Below are 15,327 nucleotides of genomic sequence, written 5' to 3' on the forward strand. Positions count from 1 at the left end.
CCTCAGAGGGCTCGGGCGGCGGCGGCCATGGTGTGCAGGGCGGCGTCGTAGGTGTCGATGAACTGCTCGGCGGTGCTGTCGGCGACCAGCGAGCGCTGGTGGTCCACGGCGAGCAGCACCCGCTGCGTGACCGGGTCCTGGATCACCGAGGCGCCGAAGGCGAAGCTGTTGGGCTCGTGGCGCAGGGTCGGCTCGGTGCCGATCCGGCCGTCCACGATGCGGGCCGAGCTGAGCCGGCCGAGGGCGTGGAAGCGCAGGTAGCCGAACTGGCTGTCCAGCGCGGTGTCGGTCATCAGCCGGGCGAGGCGGGCGAAGGGCACCCGGCGGTGCGGCATCATGTCCAGCTCCTCCCGGTGGACCTCGCGGACCAGGGCGAGCAGGTCGTCGCCGGGCTCGCAGCTCAGCGGGACGGTGTTGAGGAACAGCCCGTACACCTCGGTGCCGCCGAGCCGTTCCAGCCGGCCGTTGACGGCCAGTCCGGTGGTGACCCGGGGCTTCCCGGTGACGGCGGCGAGGGCGTGCAGGTGGGCCGCGAGCGCCACCGACTTGACCGGCACGCCCAGCGCGTCGGCGACCGTCCGCAGCTGTTCCGGTGCCTCGGGCAGCACCCGTTCGACGGTGCGCGGCGCCTCGTGCACGGACTCGCTGCCGGGGAACAGCTGGCCGCTGACACCGGACAGCCGCTCGCGCCAGTAGGCGAGCGAGCGCTCGTCCCCGGCGGCCTGCCGTTCGACGGCCACGAAGTCGCGGAAGGCGGTGCGCGGCGGCGGGGTGGGCGCGCCGAGCGGGTCGGCGGCGAGGGCGGTGTGACGCTCCAGGATCTCGGTGAGCAGCGAGGTGAAGCTCCAGCCGTCGAGGATCGCGTGGTGCTCGGAGACGGTGAGCTGGAAGGCGTCCTCGGCGAGGCGCTGCACGGTGATCCGGAACAGCGGCGGGGCGGTGAGGTCGAAGGGCGTCCACCGGTGGGTGTCGAACACCTCGCGGATCGCCGCGTCCTGGTCGGCTTCGCCGCGCAGGTCGGCGAACTCCACGGGGGCGGGCAGCCGGCCGTGGACGAGTTGCAGCGGTTCGCCGTAGCCGGACAGGTCCAGGCCGGTGCGCAGCACGGCGTGGCGGTCCATGGCCTCCGCGACGGAGCGGCGGAAGGCCTGTTCGTCGAGGTCGCCGGAGATCCGGTAGGAGTTGACGTTGTGGTAGCTGTCGGTGCCGCCGGCGATCTCCATGTGGAAGACCATGGAGAGCTGCATGGACACCATCGGGTAGGCGTCGACGAGGCCGGGCGGCAGGTCGGCGCGGTCCTCCGGGGTGATCAGGGCGAACGGCTCGTGGGCGTCCGGGTCCTCGGTGACGGGCTTCGCCAGCGGCAGCAGGGCGGCCACGGTGGGGGCGTTGAAGACGTCCCGCAGGCTCAGCCCCCAGCCGCGCTCGTGCAGGGCGCCGGCCAGCTGGACGGCCCGGATGGAGTCGCCGCCGAGGTGGAAGAAGTCGTCGTGGACGCCGATGCCGTCCACCCCGAGGACCTCCGTCCAGACGGCGGCGAAGGCCTCCTCCTCCGGGGTGCGCGGCTCGACATGGCGGCCTCCGGTCGCGGTGCTGCGCTGGCCGGGGGCGGGCAGGGCGGCGCGGTCCACCTTGCCGTTGACGGTGAGCGGCAGCGATTCCAGCACGGTGTAGCTCGCCGGGACCATGTAGGGGGGCAGCGAACGGCCGAGGAAGGCGCGGACGTCGGCCGGCTCGCGCCCGGTGACGTACGCGGCGAGGCGGTCCTCGTGCACGGTGACGACGCAGGCGTCCACGTCCGGGTGGGCGGCGAGGGCGTTCTCGATCTCGCCGAGTTCGATCCGGAAGCCGCGCAGCTTGACCTGGAAGTCGGCGCGCCCGATGTACTCCAGCCCGCCGCCGGGCAGTCGCCGGGCGACGTCGCCGGTGCGGTAGAGCCGGGCCCCGGGCGGGCCGTACGGGTCGGCGACGAAGCGGCCGGCGGTGAGGCCGGGGCGGCCCCAGTAGCCGTGGGCGAGGCTGCCGCCGCCGATGTACAGCTCGCCGGCCGCGCCGGGCGGCACCGGCCGCAGCCAGTCGTCCAGGACCTGGGCGCTCAGGTGCGGCATCGGCGTGCCGATCAGGCTGCGCTCGAAGCCGGTGCTGCCGGCCAGGTCGTGGGTGGTGACGTGGACGGTGGTCTCGGTGATGCCGTACAGGTTGCACAGCCGGGCCGGGGGCGGCGGGTCGAGCTCGAACCAGCGCTGGACGACGGCCGGGTCCAGCGCCTCCCCGCCGAGCATGATCCACTTCAGCGCGGGCAGGGCGCGCGGGCTGCGGCGCAGCACAGGCTCCAGCTGGCGCAGCGCCGAGGGGGTGAGGCAGAGGCAGGAGACGTCCTCCTCCTCCAGCAGCTGGGCGAACTCCTCCGGCGAGCGGCTGGTCACGTACGGGACGACGACCAGTCGGGCGCCGTGCAGCAGGGCGCCCCACATCTCCCAGACCGTCCAGTCGAAGGCGTAGCTGTGGAAGAGCGTCCAGGTCTCCTGCGGGCCGAAGCCGAAGTGCCGCTCGCCGTCCGCCATCAGCCGGCTGACGTGCTCGTGGGCGACGGCGACGCCCTTGGGGCGGCCGGTGGAGCCGGAGGTGAAGATGACGTAGGCGACGTCGCCGGGGCGGCCGGCGGCCGGCGGGCGGGTGTCCGGCCGGGCGGCCAGGTCGGCGGCCTCGGCGGTCAGGTCGTAGGCCTGCCAGGGGCCGTCGGGCACCCGGTCCGCGCGGTCCGTGACGACCAGGGTGACGCCCGTGTCGCCGAAGACCAGCGCGGCGCGGTCGGCGGGCGCGGCCAGGTCGACGGGCACGTAGGCGGCACCGGTCTTGAGCACGCCGAGGACGGTGACCAGGACGTCGGCGGTACGCTCCAGCAGCATGCCGACGCGGTCCCCGGGGCCGGCGCCGCGGGCACGCAGGGCGTGCGCGAGGCGGTTGGCCCGGCAGTCCAGTTCGGCGTAGCTCAGGGTGCGGTCGGGGTCGCTGACGGCGGGCCGGTCGGGGTGGGCGTCGGCGGCCCGCTCGAACAGGTGGTGCAGGCAGTGGCCGGGGGTCTCGGTGGCCCCGGCGGCGCGGGCGGCCCCGGCGGCGCGGGTGGTCAGCCGCAGCACGGTGGCGTCGGGGTCGTCCAGGGCCGCGGTGAGCAGGGTGTCGAACTCGGCGGCCAGCCGGCGGACGGTCTCCGGGTCGAACAGCTCGCTGCGGTACTCGGCCTCGCCGCGCAGCTCGCCGTCGGGGCCGCCGCTCTCGCCGCCGTCGAAGACGGACCAGGTGAGGTCGAACTTGCTGGTGCCGTTGGAGCGCACCCGGCTCCGGGCGGTGGCCGCCGGGCCGAGCGCGAGCGGGGTGCGGTCCTCGCCGTGGGCGCCGAACACCACCTGGACCAGCGGCGGGTGCTGGGCGCTGCGGGCGGCGCCGAGCCGGTCGACGATCTGGTCGAAGGGCAGGTCGAGGTAGCCGTAGGCCTCGAAGGCGACGTCCTGGACGTGCTCCAGCAGGTCCCGGAAGCTCAGCGCGGGCGCGAGCCGCAGGCGCAGCGGCAGGAGGTTGACGAAGTAGCCGAGCAGGTGCTCCAGTTCGGGGCGGTCGCGGGTGGTGACGGGGGTGCCGACCACCAGGTCGTCGGCGCCGGTCCAGCGGTTCAGCAGGAGGGCGAAGGCGGCCAGCTGGACGGTGAACGGGGTGACGCCCTCCGCCTCGGCCAGGGCGCGGACCCGCGCCGCCGTACCGGGGGCGAGGCCGAACTCCTCGGTCCGGCCGGCCGCGCCGCGCTCGGCGGGCCGGGGCCGGTCGGTGGGCAGCTCCAGCAGGGCGGGTGCGCCGTCCAGCTGCTCCTTCCAGTAGGTCAGGTGCTCCTCGAAGGAGGTGCCGAGCTCCGCCTGCGCGTAGTCGGCGTACTGGACGGTCAGCTCCGGCAGTTCGGCCTCCCGGCCCTCCACCGCGGCGCCGTACACCGCGGCGAGTTCACGCTCGAAGACCTCGGCGGACCAGCCGTCCCAGACGATGTGGTGGACGGTGAACAGCACCGTGGTGCGCTCGTGCGCGAGCCGGAAGGCCTCGGCGCGCAGCAGCGGGCCCGTGGCCAGGTCGAAGGGCTCGGCGCAGCGGGCGGCGAGCAGCTCCTCCAGGCGCTCCTGCCGCCCGGGGCCGCTCAGCGGGCGCAGGTCGGTCACCGTGAGCGGCACGGCGAGGGTGGGGTGCACCTGCTGGCGGGGGCCGTCGGGGTGCAGCGCGAAGGTGGTGCGCAGCGTCTCGTGCCGGGCCACCACGGTGTCCAGTGCGCGCTGGAGCAGGGCGAGGTCGAGCGGGCCGGTGACGTCGACGGTCCAGGGGGTGCAGTAGGTGACGGCCCGCGGGTCGAGGCGGTCGAGGAACCAGAGGCCGCGTTGCAGCCCGGAGACGGGCGCGGTGCGCGCCGGGTGGTCGGACGGGCTCACGGCCTCGTTCCCTTCGTGTGCGGTACGGCCCGTCACCGGGCGGCCAGCCGTTCGGCGATGGCGCTCACGGTCCGGGCCCGGAACACCAGTTGCGGGGGGACGCGGCTGCCGGTCTCCCGGGACAGCCGCATCGCGACCCGGACGGCGGCCAGCGAGTTGCCGCCGATCCGGAAGAAGTTGTCCTCGCGGCCGACCTCGGCGAGGTCCAGGACCTCGCGCATCGCGTCGGCGACCAGCCGTTCGGCCGCGGTCAGCGGGTCGACGGCGTCGGCGGCGCCGGCGGCCCGGCGTCCGGCGGGGGCGGGCAGCGCCCTGCGGTCCACCTTGCCGTTGTGGTTGAGCGGCAGTGCGTCCAGGACGTCCAGGGTCGCGGGCACCAGGTGCTCGGGCAGCAGGGCGGCCAGGTGGTCGAGCAGCGCGTCCGGGTCGGGTGCGCCGGTGCCGACGGTGACGTAGGCGGCGAGCCGGCGGTCGCCCGGGGCCGGCTCGTGGACGGCGACGGCAGCCTCCCGGACGGCCGGGTGGCGGGTGAGCGCGTCCTCGATCTCGCCGGGCTCGACCCGGAAGCCGCGGACCTTGATCTGGTCGTCGATCCGGCCGGTGACCTCCAGCAGGCCCTCGGCGTTGACGAAGCCGAGGTCCCCGGTGCGGTAGAGGCGCTCGCCGGGGGCGCCGTACGGGGAGGCGACGAAGCGTTCGGCGGTCAGTCCGGGCCGGCCGAGGTAGCCGTGGGCGAGGCCGCCGCCGGTGGCGTACAGCTCGCCGGTCGCGCCGGGCTCGACGGGGCGCAGTCGCTCGTCCAGGACGAGGATGCCCTTGCCGTTGAGCGAGGCGCCGATCGGCACGGAGCCGCCGGTCAGGTCGGCGGGGGTGACGTGGTGGCAGGTGGTCAGGCCGAGGCTCTCCACCGGACCGTAGCCGTTGGCGACCACCAGGCCCGGGTGGTTCTCCAGGGCCTTGGCCACGTGGGTGACGGAGGCCCGCTCACCGGCGGTGAAGGCGAGCTTCAGGCCGTCGTAGGTCTCCGGGAACTCCTCCAGCAAGAAGTTGAACAGGCTGGCGGAGAGCTGGAGCTGGGTGACACCGTGCCGGCGGGTCAGCTCGGCGATGGTCTGCGGGTCCGGGCGCTGACCGGGCTGGAGGACGCAGCGGCCGCCGAAGCAGAGCGCGCCGTACAGCTCCAGCGCGAAGGCGTCCCAGGAGACCGGCGAGCACTGCAGCCAGACCTCGTCCGGGCCGAAGCGGGCGTAGTCCTGGCCGAGGTAGGTGGTGGTGAGCGCGCGGTGCGGGACACCGACGCCCTTGGGGCGGCCGGTGGAGCCGGAGGTGAACATCACGCAGGCGAGGTCGGCGCCGTCGACCGGCAGGCCGAGGTCGTGCGCCGCGTACCGGGTGAGTTCGGCGGCCGAGGCGTCCAGGTCCACCCGGCTGCGGACGGCGAACGGCACGGTGGTGTGCCGGTGGGTGACCACCGTGGCGGCGCCGGTGTCGGCGACCGCGCCGGCCAGCCGCTCGGCCGGGAAGTCCGGGTCGAGCAGGGTATAGGCGGCGCCGGCCTTGAGGGCCGCCAGCAACGCGACGACCAGCTCGGGGCCGCGCTCGGCCAGCACGGCGACCGTGTCGCCGCGGCCGATGCCCAGGCCCGCCAGGTGGCGGGCGAGCCGGTTCGCGGCGGCATTCAACTCGCCGTACCCGACGGTCCGTTCGCCGGAGACCAGGGCGACGGCCTGTGGGTCGCGGGCGGCCTGCGCCTCGAACAGGGCGTGCACCGGGACCTCGACGGCGGCGGCCAGGGTGCCGAGCCACTCCTCGCACAGACCGGCCATGGTGGCAGCGGCGAAGAGGTCGCTGTCGTACTCGAAGCGGCCGGTGAAGCCGGTACCGAGGTCGTCCACCGAGACGGACAGGTCGAAGCGGGAGACCGGGTTGGAGTGCAGGGCGCGGGTGACCGCGCGCCCGCCGACCGTGAAGGGCCGGGGGTCCAGCGGGTGCAGCTCCAGCAGCACCTGGCAGAGCGGGTTGCGGTCCTCGGGGCGCTCGTCGAGCACGGCGTTCGCGATGTCGTCGAAGGGGACCTCCTGGTGCCGGTAGCCGCCGATCGACACCTCGCGCACGTGCCGGACCAGCTCACGGAAGGAAGCACCCTCCTCCAGCTTCAGCCGCAGCGGCAGCAGGTTGACGAAGTAGCCGATCAGGCCGTCGAGTTCGGACCGGCCGCGGACGTTCACCGGCGAGCCGAGCACCAGGTCCCGCTGCCCGGAGCGGCGGTGCAGGGTGAGCGCCAGCCCGGCGAGCAGCACCATGAAGGGGGTGGCGTCCTCGCTGCGGGCGAGCGCCCGGACGGCCTCGGCCACCGGGCCCGGCATGGTGAAGCGGTGGAAGGCTCCGCGGAAGCCCTGCTCCTCGGGGCGGGGGCGGTCCGGCTCCAGTGCCGGCGCGGTCGGCGCATCGCGCAACTGCTCGCGCCAGTAGTCGAGTTGCCGCTCAGCGGTGTCGTCCTGGTACTGCCAGGCGGCGTAGTCGCCGTACTGGACGGCGAGTTCGGGCAGCTCGGCGGGGCGCCCCTCGGCCGACGCCGTGTACAGCTCCTGGAGTTCGGCCTCCAGGACCGGCAGCGAGCCCTCGTCCCAGACGATGTGGTGCAGGAGCAGCAGCAGCGTGGTCGCCCCGCCGGCCCGGAAGACCCGCGCCCGGACCAGCGGCCCCCGCTCCAGGTCGAAGGGCTCCAGCGCGGCCTCGGCGACCAGGGCGTCCACCCGGTCGGCGGTGGTCTCGGTGAGCGTGAACGGCAGTTCCACGGCGGGGTGGACGACCTGGCGCGGACCGTCCTCGGCGAGCTCGAAGGTCGTCCGCAGGCTCTCGTGCCGCACCACCACCCCCGCCAGCGCCCGCCGCAGCAGCTCGGGGTCGACCGGCCCGGAGAAGCGGAACACCCAGGGCACCACGTAGGTCGGGGCGTCCGGGTTCCACTGGTCGAGGAACCACAGGCCGCGCTGGAACTTGGACAGCGGAGCCCCGGTGGCACCGCTCCTGGTCAGGGCCGGGCGCTCGCCGCCGGACGCGGAGGTCACCGCGGCGGCGAACTCGGCCAGCGTCGGCGCGTCGAAGATGGTGTACGGCGACACCATGCCGAAGACGTCGAAGACCCGGCCCACCACCCGCACGGCGGTCAGCGAATCGCCGCCCAGGTGGAAGAAGTTGTCGTCGGCGCCGACCTCCGGCACCCCGAGCACGTCCGCCCAGACCGCCGCGATCAGCTGCTCGGCGGGGGTGCGCGGCGGCCGGCCGGCCGGCTTGCCCTCCGGCACGGTCCGCGGCGCGGGCAGCGCCCCGCGGTCCACCTTGCCGCCGGCCGTCAGTGGGAAGGCCTCCAGTGCGGTCAGCGTCGCCGGGACCATGTGCTCGGGCAGCCGCTCGGCCAGCCAGGCCCGGGCCTCGGTGTACCCCGGCGCGGCGCCGGTGACGTACGCGGCCAGCCGGCCCTCGTGTGCGACCACCACGCAGCCGGTGACGCCCGGGTGGCCGGCCAGCACCTGCTCGATCTCGCCGGGCTCGACCCGGAAGCCGCGGATCTTCACCTGGTGGTCGCTGCGGCCGAGGAACTCCAGCGGGCCGTCCTCGGTGGTGCGGCGCACCAGGTCGCCGGTGCGGTACATCCGGGCGCCCCGGGCTCCGTGCGGGCCCGTTTCCGCGCCGGGTGCCGCGAACGGGTCCGCGACGAAGCGGCCGGCGGTGAGGCCGGGGCGGCCGAGGTAGCCGGAGGCCAACAGCGGCCCGCCGACGTACAGTTCACCGGCCTCGCCGGGCGGCACCGGGCGCAGCTTCTCGTCGAGCACGTGGAGTCGCCGCCCGCCGACCGCGATGCCGATCGGCACGCGGGCCTGCGACTGATCACCGGCCGACCGGTGGGTGGTGGCGGTGACCACGGTCTCGGTCGGCCCGTACGCGTTCAGCAACGGCACCCCGGTCGCCGACCACCAGGCGGCGGCGGTGGCGGGCTCCAGCTTGTCGCTGCCGGAGATCATCAGCCGCAGGGTGCGCGGCACCCGGCCGCCCAGGGCCGCCACCACGTCCTGGAAGTAGCCCGCCGCCAGGTTGGCGACGGTGACGCCCTCGGCGTCCAGCAGGTCCAGCAGCGCGGCCGGGGCGAGGAGTCGCTGCTCCGGAAGGATCAGGCAGGCCCCGGCGGACAGCGCACCGAGCACCTGCTCCACGGCCACGTCCACGGTCGGGCGGGCGAACTGGAGCACCACGTCGTGCTCGGTCAGGCCGAAGGTCTCGACCACGGCGGCCAGGTGGCCGGTGAGCGCGGCGAGCGGCACGTGCACGCCCTTGGGGCGGCCGGTGGTGCCGGAGGTGTAGATGACGTAGCCGGCGCCCGCGCTCACGCCCGTCCCGTCGCCGAGCCCGGTGATCTCCTCGCCGTCGAAGGCGAGGTCCGCGCCGGCGTCCTCGGCGATCCAGCGGTTGCGCTCCTCGGGGGCCTCCCGGTCCAGCGGGAGGTAGGTGCCCCCCGCCCGCAGGACCGCCAGCAGCGCGACCACGTGGTCCAGCCGGTCGCGGCCGGTGACGGCGACCGTCCGCCCGGGGGCGAGCCGGGCGGCGAGGGCGGCGGTCAGGCCGTCCAGCTCCCGGTAGCTGACGGTCCGGCCGCTGGCCCGGACGGCGGGCCGCTCCGGGAAGCGGGCGGCGGCGGAGGCGAACGGCGCGAATGCGGGCACCGTGAATTCGACGGGAAAACCGCGTGAGGACATCATCCAGCCCCAGATCGTGAGAGAGAACGGCGACGAGATTGACGATAGGAGGAATTCGACGGCCCTATCGGCAGAAGAACGGGAAGGAAATCGGCAGTTTCTCGGTGCCGAATTCCGCGCGGGTCGTCGACTACCGGCCGACCGGAATTCCGGACCCCTCGGGGGACCAGACGTCCTCCCGGTCCAGGGCCTGCGGAGCGTATTTCCCGAGCGCACTGATCAGCATCCGGAGTTCCAGCGAGAGACATTCCGTGAAACGGCGGAGCCCGGATTCCGGGTCCTCCGCGACAGCGAGCAGCGCCGCCCGCCCCAGGCCCACCGCACGGGCCCCCAGCGCCAGGCTCTTGACCGCCCGGGCGCCTTCCCAGATCCGCCCGGAGACCAGCAGGGAGGGCGGCGGCGCGGCCGCCAGCCGGCGCAGGCACTCCGCGAGCGGCAGGCCGACGTGCGGCAGGAACACCCCCGGCGCCCAGCCGGTACCGCCCTCCGCGCCGTCCACCACGACGGCGTCCGCCCCGGCCTCGTGCGCCACCCGGGCGGCCTCGGCCACGTCCCGGCCGGGGTAGAGCTTCACCCAGATCCGCACCCGCGGGTAGTTGTTGCGCATCAGCCGGATCTGCTGGCGCAGGATCTCCGCGGTGAAGGTGCCCGGGGTGGCGGCGCGCAGCACGCGCCCGTCGCCGAACAGCGGATCCAGTCCGAAGCGGTCGCCGAGCGCGGCGGCGGCATCCGCGTCCAGCACGGTCATCCCGCCCAGGCCCGGCTTGGCGCCCTGGCCGACCTTCAACTCGAAGGCCAGCCGCCCGGATTCGAGCAGCGGAAGGGCAGCCGGATCGCTGTGGACGAGGTTCCACACCTCGGCGTCGGCGTCCTCGGTGCTCTGCTGGACGGCCACGCCGCCGAGCCCGTCCGGAAGTTCCTCGCTGTAGGCGCGCAGCCGGCCGAGCAGGGTGCGGTCGGCCGCCTCGCCGAGCCGGCCGTAGCCGTTGACCGGCACCACGTTCTCGCCGATCACCATCGGGATCCCGAGCGCCCCGGCCTGCCGGCTCAGGGCCAGCCCGAGGTCACCGCCGGCCGCCCGGGTGGAGCCGGTCGCGGAGACGTACACCGGCAGCGCCGAGGCGAATCCGCCGACGGTGGTGGCGAGTTCGACGTCCCGGTAGTCGGGCTCGCGGCCGAGGTCGATCAGCTTGGCGAGCCGTTGCGGCAGGAACAGCGGCGGGACGATCCGCAGGGCGTCGAGGGCGTCGGGCGGCGCCGCCTGCTCGGGCCGGCCGGCCCCGAAGAGCACGTGCCCGTACTCCTCGGCCGGAGGGAACGCGGCGGCCGCCCCGGCACGGGCCCGCCGCCGGACCTCCTCCTCCGGAAAATCGGGCGCGGTCAGGTCGCTCACGCCGCCCACCTCGCTGCGCTCGGCAGGGGCGTTCGCCCACTCGCCCCTCTCGATGGTGAGCTCGCTCCGCTCGCTCACGCCGCCCACCTCGCCGCGCTCGGCAGGGGCGTTCGCCCACTCGCCCCTCTCGATGGTGAGCTCGCTCCGCTCGCTCACGCCGCCCACCTCGCCGCGCTCGGCAGGGGCGTTCGCCCACTCGCCCCTCTCAATGGTGAGCTCGCTCCGCTCGCTCACGGCGAGACCACCCCCGCGACCTTGGGGAACGCGCTGGCCTGCCAGACGGCGTCCAGCCCGGCGACGTACCGGGTGAGCCGCTCGACCCCGATGCCGAAGCCCGCGCTGGCCGGCACGCCCTCGCGCACCAGGTCCAGGTACCAGCGGTACTTCTGCGGGTTCTCGCCGGTCTCCCTCATCCGGGTGATGATCTCCGCGTAGTCGTTGGTGCGCTGGCTGCCGCTGCACAGCTCGCCGTAGCCCTCGGGCGCGAGCAGGTCGAAGTTCCGCAGCAGGCCCGGGTCGTCCGGGTGCTCGCGGTCGTAGAAGCCGCGCGATCCCTTCGGGTAGTCGGTGACGAAGAACGGCCGGTCGCGCCGGGCGGACAGCAACGCCTCGCCCTCCCAGTCGAGTTCGGCCTCGGCGCTCTGCGGGTGGCCGATGCCGCGCAGTTCGGCGACCGCCTCGGCGTGCCGGACGCGGCCGAAGGATCCCTTCAGGAGGTCGGCGAACGCCTGCGGGTCCCGGCCGAGTTCGGCGAACTCCTTGGGCAGTTCGCGCACCGTGCTGCCGACCGTGTGCACCACCAGCTCCTCGGCCAGCCGGACGACGTCGTCCCGGCTCGCACCGGCGACCTCCACGTCCAGCTGGTGGAACTCGGCCAGGTGCCGGCTCGTGCCGGCGGTCTCCAGCGGCTCCAGGCGGACGTTCGGGGCGATGCAGAAGATCTTGTCGAAGGCGAGCAGCGAGGCCTGCTTGTACAGGATCGCGCTGGTCATCAGCTTGTAGCGGTGGCCGTAGAAGTCGATGTCCACCTGCTTGGAGCCGCGCGCGCCGGGGTCGGTGACCGGGCCGATGATCGGCGGCAGCAGCTCGGTGAAGCCCCGTCCGCGCAGGAACTCGCGGGCGGCGGTCAGCAGGTGCTGCTGGATCCGCAGCGCGCTGCGGGTGGCCGGCGCGGTCAGGTGCCGCCCCGGGTCGGTCGGGGGCAGGGGCGTGGTGTCGGGCATGGTCGGGGTCCTCTTCTCTCGGGGTGTCCGTGGTCCGCCGTCGTGAGCGCGGGCGGTCGTCTGTCGTGGAGCGCCGGCCGGGCGGACGGCCCGGCGGCTCGGCCGGCGCGTCGGCGCGCCGGGCGTGTCAGCGAACCGCGGGCAGGCCTCGGGCCGCGGCCGCGGTCACGGATGCGGACGCATACGCGGCCCGGCCGTCGTAGCCCCGCTGAACGTGGGAGAGGGCGGCCAGCAGCCCGGCCGAGCCCAGGATCGGCGCGCGGCCGCGCTCGACGAGCCCCGCGATCGGCATCGAGCCGACGGCGGACCAGTGCAGCCGCCCGTCCGGGCCCAGCGAGCTGCGGGTCCGCCCGGCGTTGTCGGGGTGCAGGCAGTACGGCACGTCCAGGTAGCCGGCCGCGAACGCCCGCACCAGGGCCCGCCCGAGGTCGGCGTCCAGGTCGAGCACCGCGCCGATCAGCGCCCTGGCCTCGGCCTCGATCCCGGTGTCCGGCGGCGCGGCGGGCCGCGGGCGGGCCCGCTCCGCCGTGGCGGCCGCGGCGGCGGTCTCCAGCGCCCGGACGTTCTCGGCGACGGTCGGGATGCGGTGCGCCTCGGCCGTGGTCTTGACGATCAGCCGGGCCGCGCCGCCGCGCACCGCGAGCCGCGCCGCGTCCTCCAGCAGCAGCCGCGCGCCGCCGGGCGAGCGCGGGAACACGCCCATGTACGCGTACACCACGAGGTGCCAGTCGACGTCCGTGAGCAGCTCGCCCGCGATCCGGCCGAGCGCGGCCAGCGCCTCCTCGTCCTGGCGGGCGTTGGCCTGCTGGGCGTAGCTGAGCGAGATGCTGCGCAGGCCGTGCCGACGGAAGAACAGCGCCTCCAGCACGCTGACGGCGATCAGCAGCGAGGGCGGGCAGAGCTGTCCCATCAGGCAGCCGCCGAACGTCTCCAGGTGCGGCTCGGCACCGAACTCCCGGATGCTTGCCAGGAGTTCGCAGCTGCGCCGCCAGCGGGCCACCGCCTCGTGGAGCGGGGTGCGGCCGTACGGCAGGCAGTAGGAGACCGGTCCGCCCTCGGTGGCGTCGAGACCGGCCGCCAGCAGCGCCTCGAAGATCCGCTCCGGTGCGGCCGAGCCGTGCCGGACTTGCACCGGGAAGCCCGCGTCCGCCACTCCGCGCAGCACCGCCCGGGTGACCTCGACCGGGTGGGTGGCGATCGGGTAGCCGTTGAGGCCCGCCCCGACGGCCAGGGCGCGCCGCGCGGCCGCGAGGTCGCCGGTGCGGGTGTAGCTGTCCAGGGTGATGGTGCCGACGGTGACGGCGGCCGCCGCCCGGGTGGCGAGCAGGCCCTCCCGCATCCGGGCCGCGTCCGCCATCCCCATCCGGGGTTGGACCACGAGGGCGCCGGCCTCGGCGGCCTTCGCCACGAACGCGCCGAAGCCCGTCCCGGCAGGACCCGACCCGGCAGGACCGGTCACAGCAGGACCCTGGAGCGCAGTCCGCCGACGAACTCGCGGAACCCGGCCACCGCGGCGCCCTCCTCGAAGACCGCGTCGAAGCCGGCCGCCAGCAGGGTCCGCTCGCGGTCGGGGTCGTCGGCTCCGGCGATGCCGAGCTTGCCGCCGATGACGGTCGGGGTGCCCCGCAGTTCCGGGCAGGCACGCAGGGCCTGGATCACCCGCAGGCCCTCCTGGTGGCCGTGCCCGTTGACGCTGCTGATCACGATCAGGTCCGGTTCCGTCCGGCGGCATTCGGAGAGCAGCAGCGCGTCCGGGACGCACGCGCCCAGATTCGTCACCCGGTGGCCCATCTCCTCCAGCAGGAACTGGAGGAACACCAGGTTCCAGGTGTGCGAATCCGAGGCCATCGTCGTCACGACGACGTCCAGACCGTTCTGTTCGGCATTTCCGTGCTCCACAACTCAGCCCTCATCGGTAGAGATCGTCGATGGCATTCCGGCGCGCGTGTCGCGGCGGCCCCGCCCACGGAGAACGCTAGGAACGATCGGGCCCGGCAAGCGGCAGCTCCTGCGGCATTAAGCGGCAGAATCAGCGGGATCTGCGGGATCGGCGGGATCGGCGCCCGGCCGCCGCGGCGCGGCGCGGCCGGTCCGCACCGGCCGGCCCGCGACGCACGCCCCCTCGACGGTCAGCCCGCGACGGCCAGCAGCGGAACGTCCCCGCCCGAACCGAGCCGGACCGCGGGCTCCTCCCGGACGAGGCGCCGGCACAGGTTGAGCACCGTGAAGCGCACGCCGTCCCGGGCGGGCACACTACGGATCAGCCCGCGCGACAGCAGTTCGTGCACCGTGGCCAGGCAGGTCTGCAGCGCCCAGCCGCTGCGGACCACCGCATCCTCCCCCGACCAGTCCCCCGGCTCGTCCACGAGCACTTCCAGCAGGGCGCGCTGACGGTCCGTCAGTTGCCGGATGGCCGGCTCCACCTCGTCCCGCAGGTCACCGCGCGCGCCGAACACCACCGGCGGCGCCGCCAGCGTGAACGGGACGGCCCCCAGCCGGGCCACCAACTGGGCGGTGGACTGCACCAGCGCCCACCCCGCCGCCCGCTCCAACGCGCCCGGCAGGCCGTCCAGGTGGCGGCACAGCTCCGCGACGGCGGGCGCCTCGGAGCGCTCCAGGGTGTAGCCGGGACGCAGTCGGCACAGGTGCGACAGCAACAGCCGGACGGCCCCGACCTGCGCCAACGCCTCCGGTTCGGCATCGAGTTCGGGCGCCGGGACGGGCAGCGGCGCGAGCGGGATGACCTGGCCGCCGGGCAGCGGCCGGGCCTCCCGGGCGGTGATCAGCACCCGCAGCCCGGGGCAGTGGTGGAACAGCCCGTCCAGCTGCCCGGCGTCCACCCCGCCGTCGGCGCCGTCCAGCACCAGCAGGGCGGGCCGGTCGCCGATGTCCCGGACGAGGTCGTCCAGCCGTCCGCGCCAGGGGTGCGGGCCACCACCGCAGTCCACCCAGCGCACCGACCAGCGGACGGCCAGGTGCAGCCGGCGGGCCACCTCCAGGGCGAGCCGGGACTTGCCCACCCCGCCGAGGCCCACCAGCGACACCAGCCGGTCCCCGTGCACGGCGAAGGCGTCGGCCAGCACCTCGGCCTCCGCCTCCCGGCCGACGATCGCCCCGCGCGCCACCGGCGGGGCGGCCGGCTCGGCCACCGGCTCGTCCGCGAGCGGGTGCCGGCGGGCGGCCTCCTCGAAGTCCGTCCGGCTGCGGCCCTCCAGCCGCAGCGCGTCCGCCAGCAGCCGGACGGTCTCGTTGCGGGGCCGGCGCACCCGGCCGCTCTCCATGTCCCGGATCGCCCGTACGCTCAGGGTCGCGTGATCGGCCAGGCACTGCTGGGTCAGTCCGACCCGCTCGCGCCGTAGCCGCAGCAGCTCGCCGAAGCCCGCCGCCGTTCTCACCGCTTGCACCGACTGCCCGCCGTCCATGCCTGGTCTGCCCTTCGTGGTCCGGACTCCTCCTGGGGGCGGGTCCGGCGGCGGCGTCAGCGCTGGGCG

Annotated in this window: 7 protein-coding genes; all 7 read right to left on the reverse strand. The window is 75.0% G+C overall.

Going from position 1 to position 15,327, the window contains the following annotated elements:
- Positions 1-2: 2 nt before the first annotated feature.
- A complete protein-coding gene (locus ACFU7Y_RS04675) occupies positions 3-4,466 on the reverse strand; it encodes an amino acid adenylation domain-containing protein (RefSeq protein ID WP_380766472.1) in 4,464 nt (1,487 codons plus the stop codon).
- A gap of 32 nt (positions 4,467-4,498) precedes the next feature.
- A complete protein-coding gene (locus tag ACFU7Y_RS04680) occupies positions 4,499-9,187 on the reverse strand; it encodes an amino acid adenylation domain-containing protein (RefSeq protein ID WP_380766473.1) in 4,689 nt (1,562 codons plus the stop codon).
- Between the two features lie 163 nt (positions 9,188-9,350).
- Complete coding sequence (locus ACFU7Y_RS04685; RefSeq protein WP_380766476.1) at positions 9,351-10,613, reverse strand: glutamate synthase-related protein; 1,263 nt, start codon at positions 10,611-10,613, stop codon at positions 9,351-9,353.
- A gap of 230 nt (positions 10,614-10,843) precedes the next feature.
- Complete coding sequence (locus ACFU7Y_RS04690; RefSeq protein WP_224284629.1) at positions 10,844-11,836, reverse strand: asparagine synthetase A; 993 nt, start codon at positions 11,834-11,836, stop codon at positions 10,844-10,846.
- A 127-nt stretch (positions 11,837-11,963) separates the two neighbouring features.
- Entirely contained in the window at positions 11,964-13,295 is a 1,332-nt protein-coding gene (locus tag ACFU7Y_RS04695; RefSeq protein WP_380766474.1) for a methylaspartate mutase, read from the reverse strand.
- The gene (locus tag ACFU7Y_RS04700; protein WP_374120160.1) at positions 13,292-13,684 is read right to left on the reverse strand and encodes a cobalamin B12-binding domain-containing protein; all 393 of its coding nucleotides are present in this window, start codon (positions 13,682-13,684) and stop codon (positions 13,292-13,294) included. Before ACFU7Y_RS04700 ends, ACFU7Y_RS04695 begins: the two co-directional genes overlap by 4 nt.
- Positions 13,685-13,965: 281 nt before the next feature.
- The coding region (locus ACFU7Y_RS04705) for a helix-turn-helix domain-containing protein (protein ID WP_380766475.1) at positions 13,966-15,327 on the reverse strand (1,362 nt) is incomplete at its 5' end.

The sequence above is a fragment of the Kitasatospora sp. NPDC057542 genome (assembly GCF_042801945.1).
Classification (GTDB): domain Bacteria; phylum Actinomycetota; class Actinomycetes; order Streptomycetales; family Streptomycetaceae; genus Kitasatospora.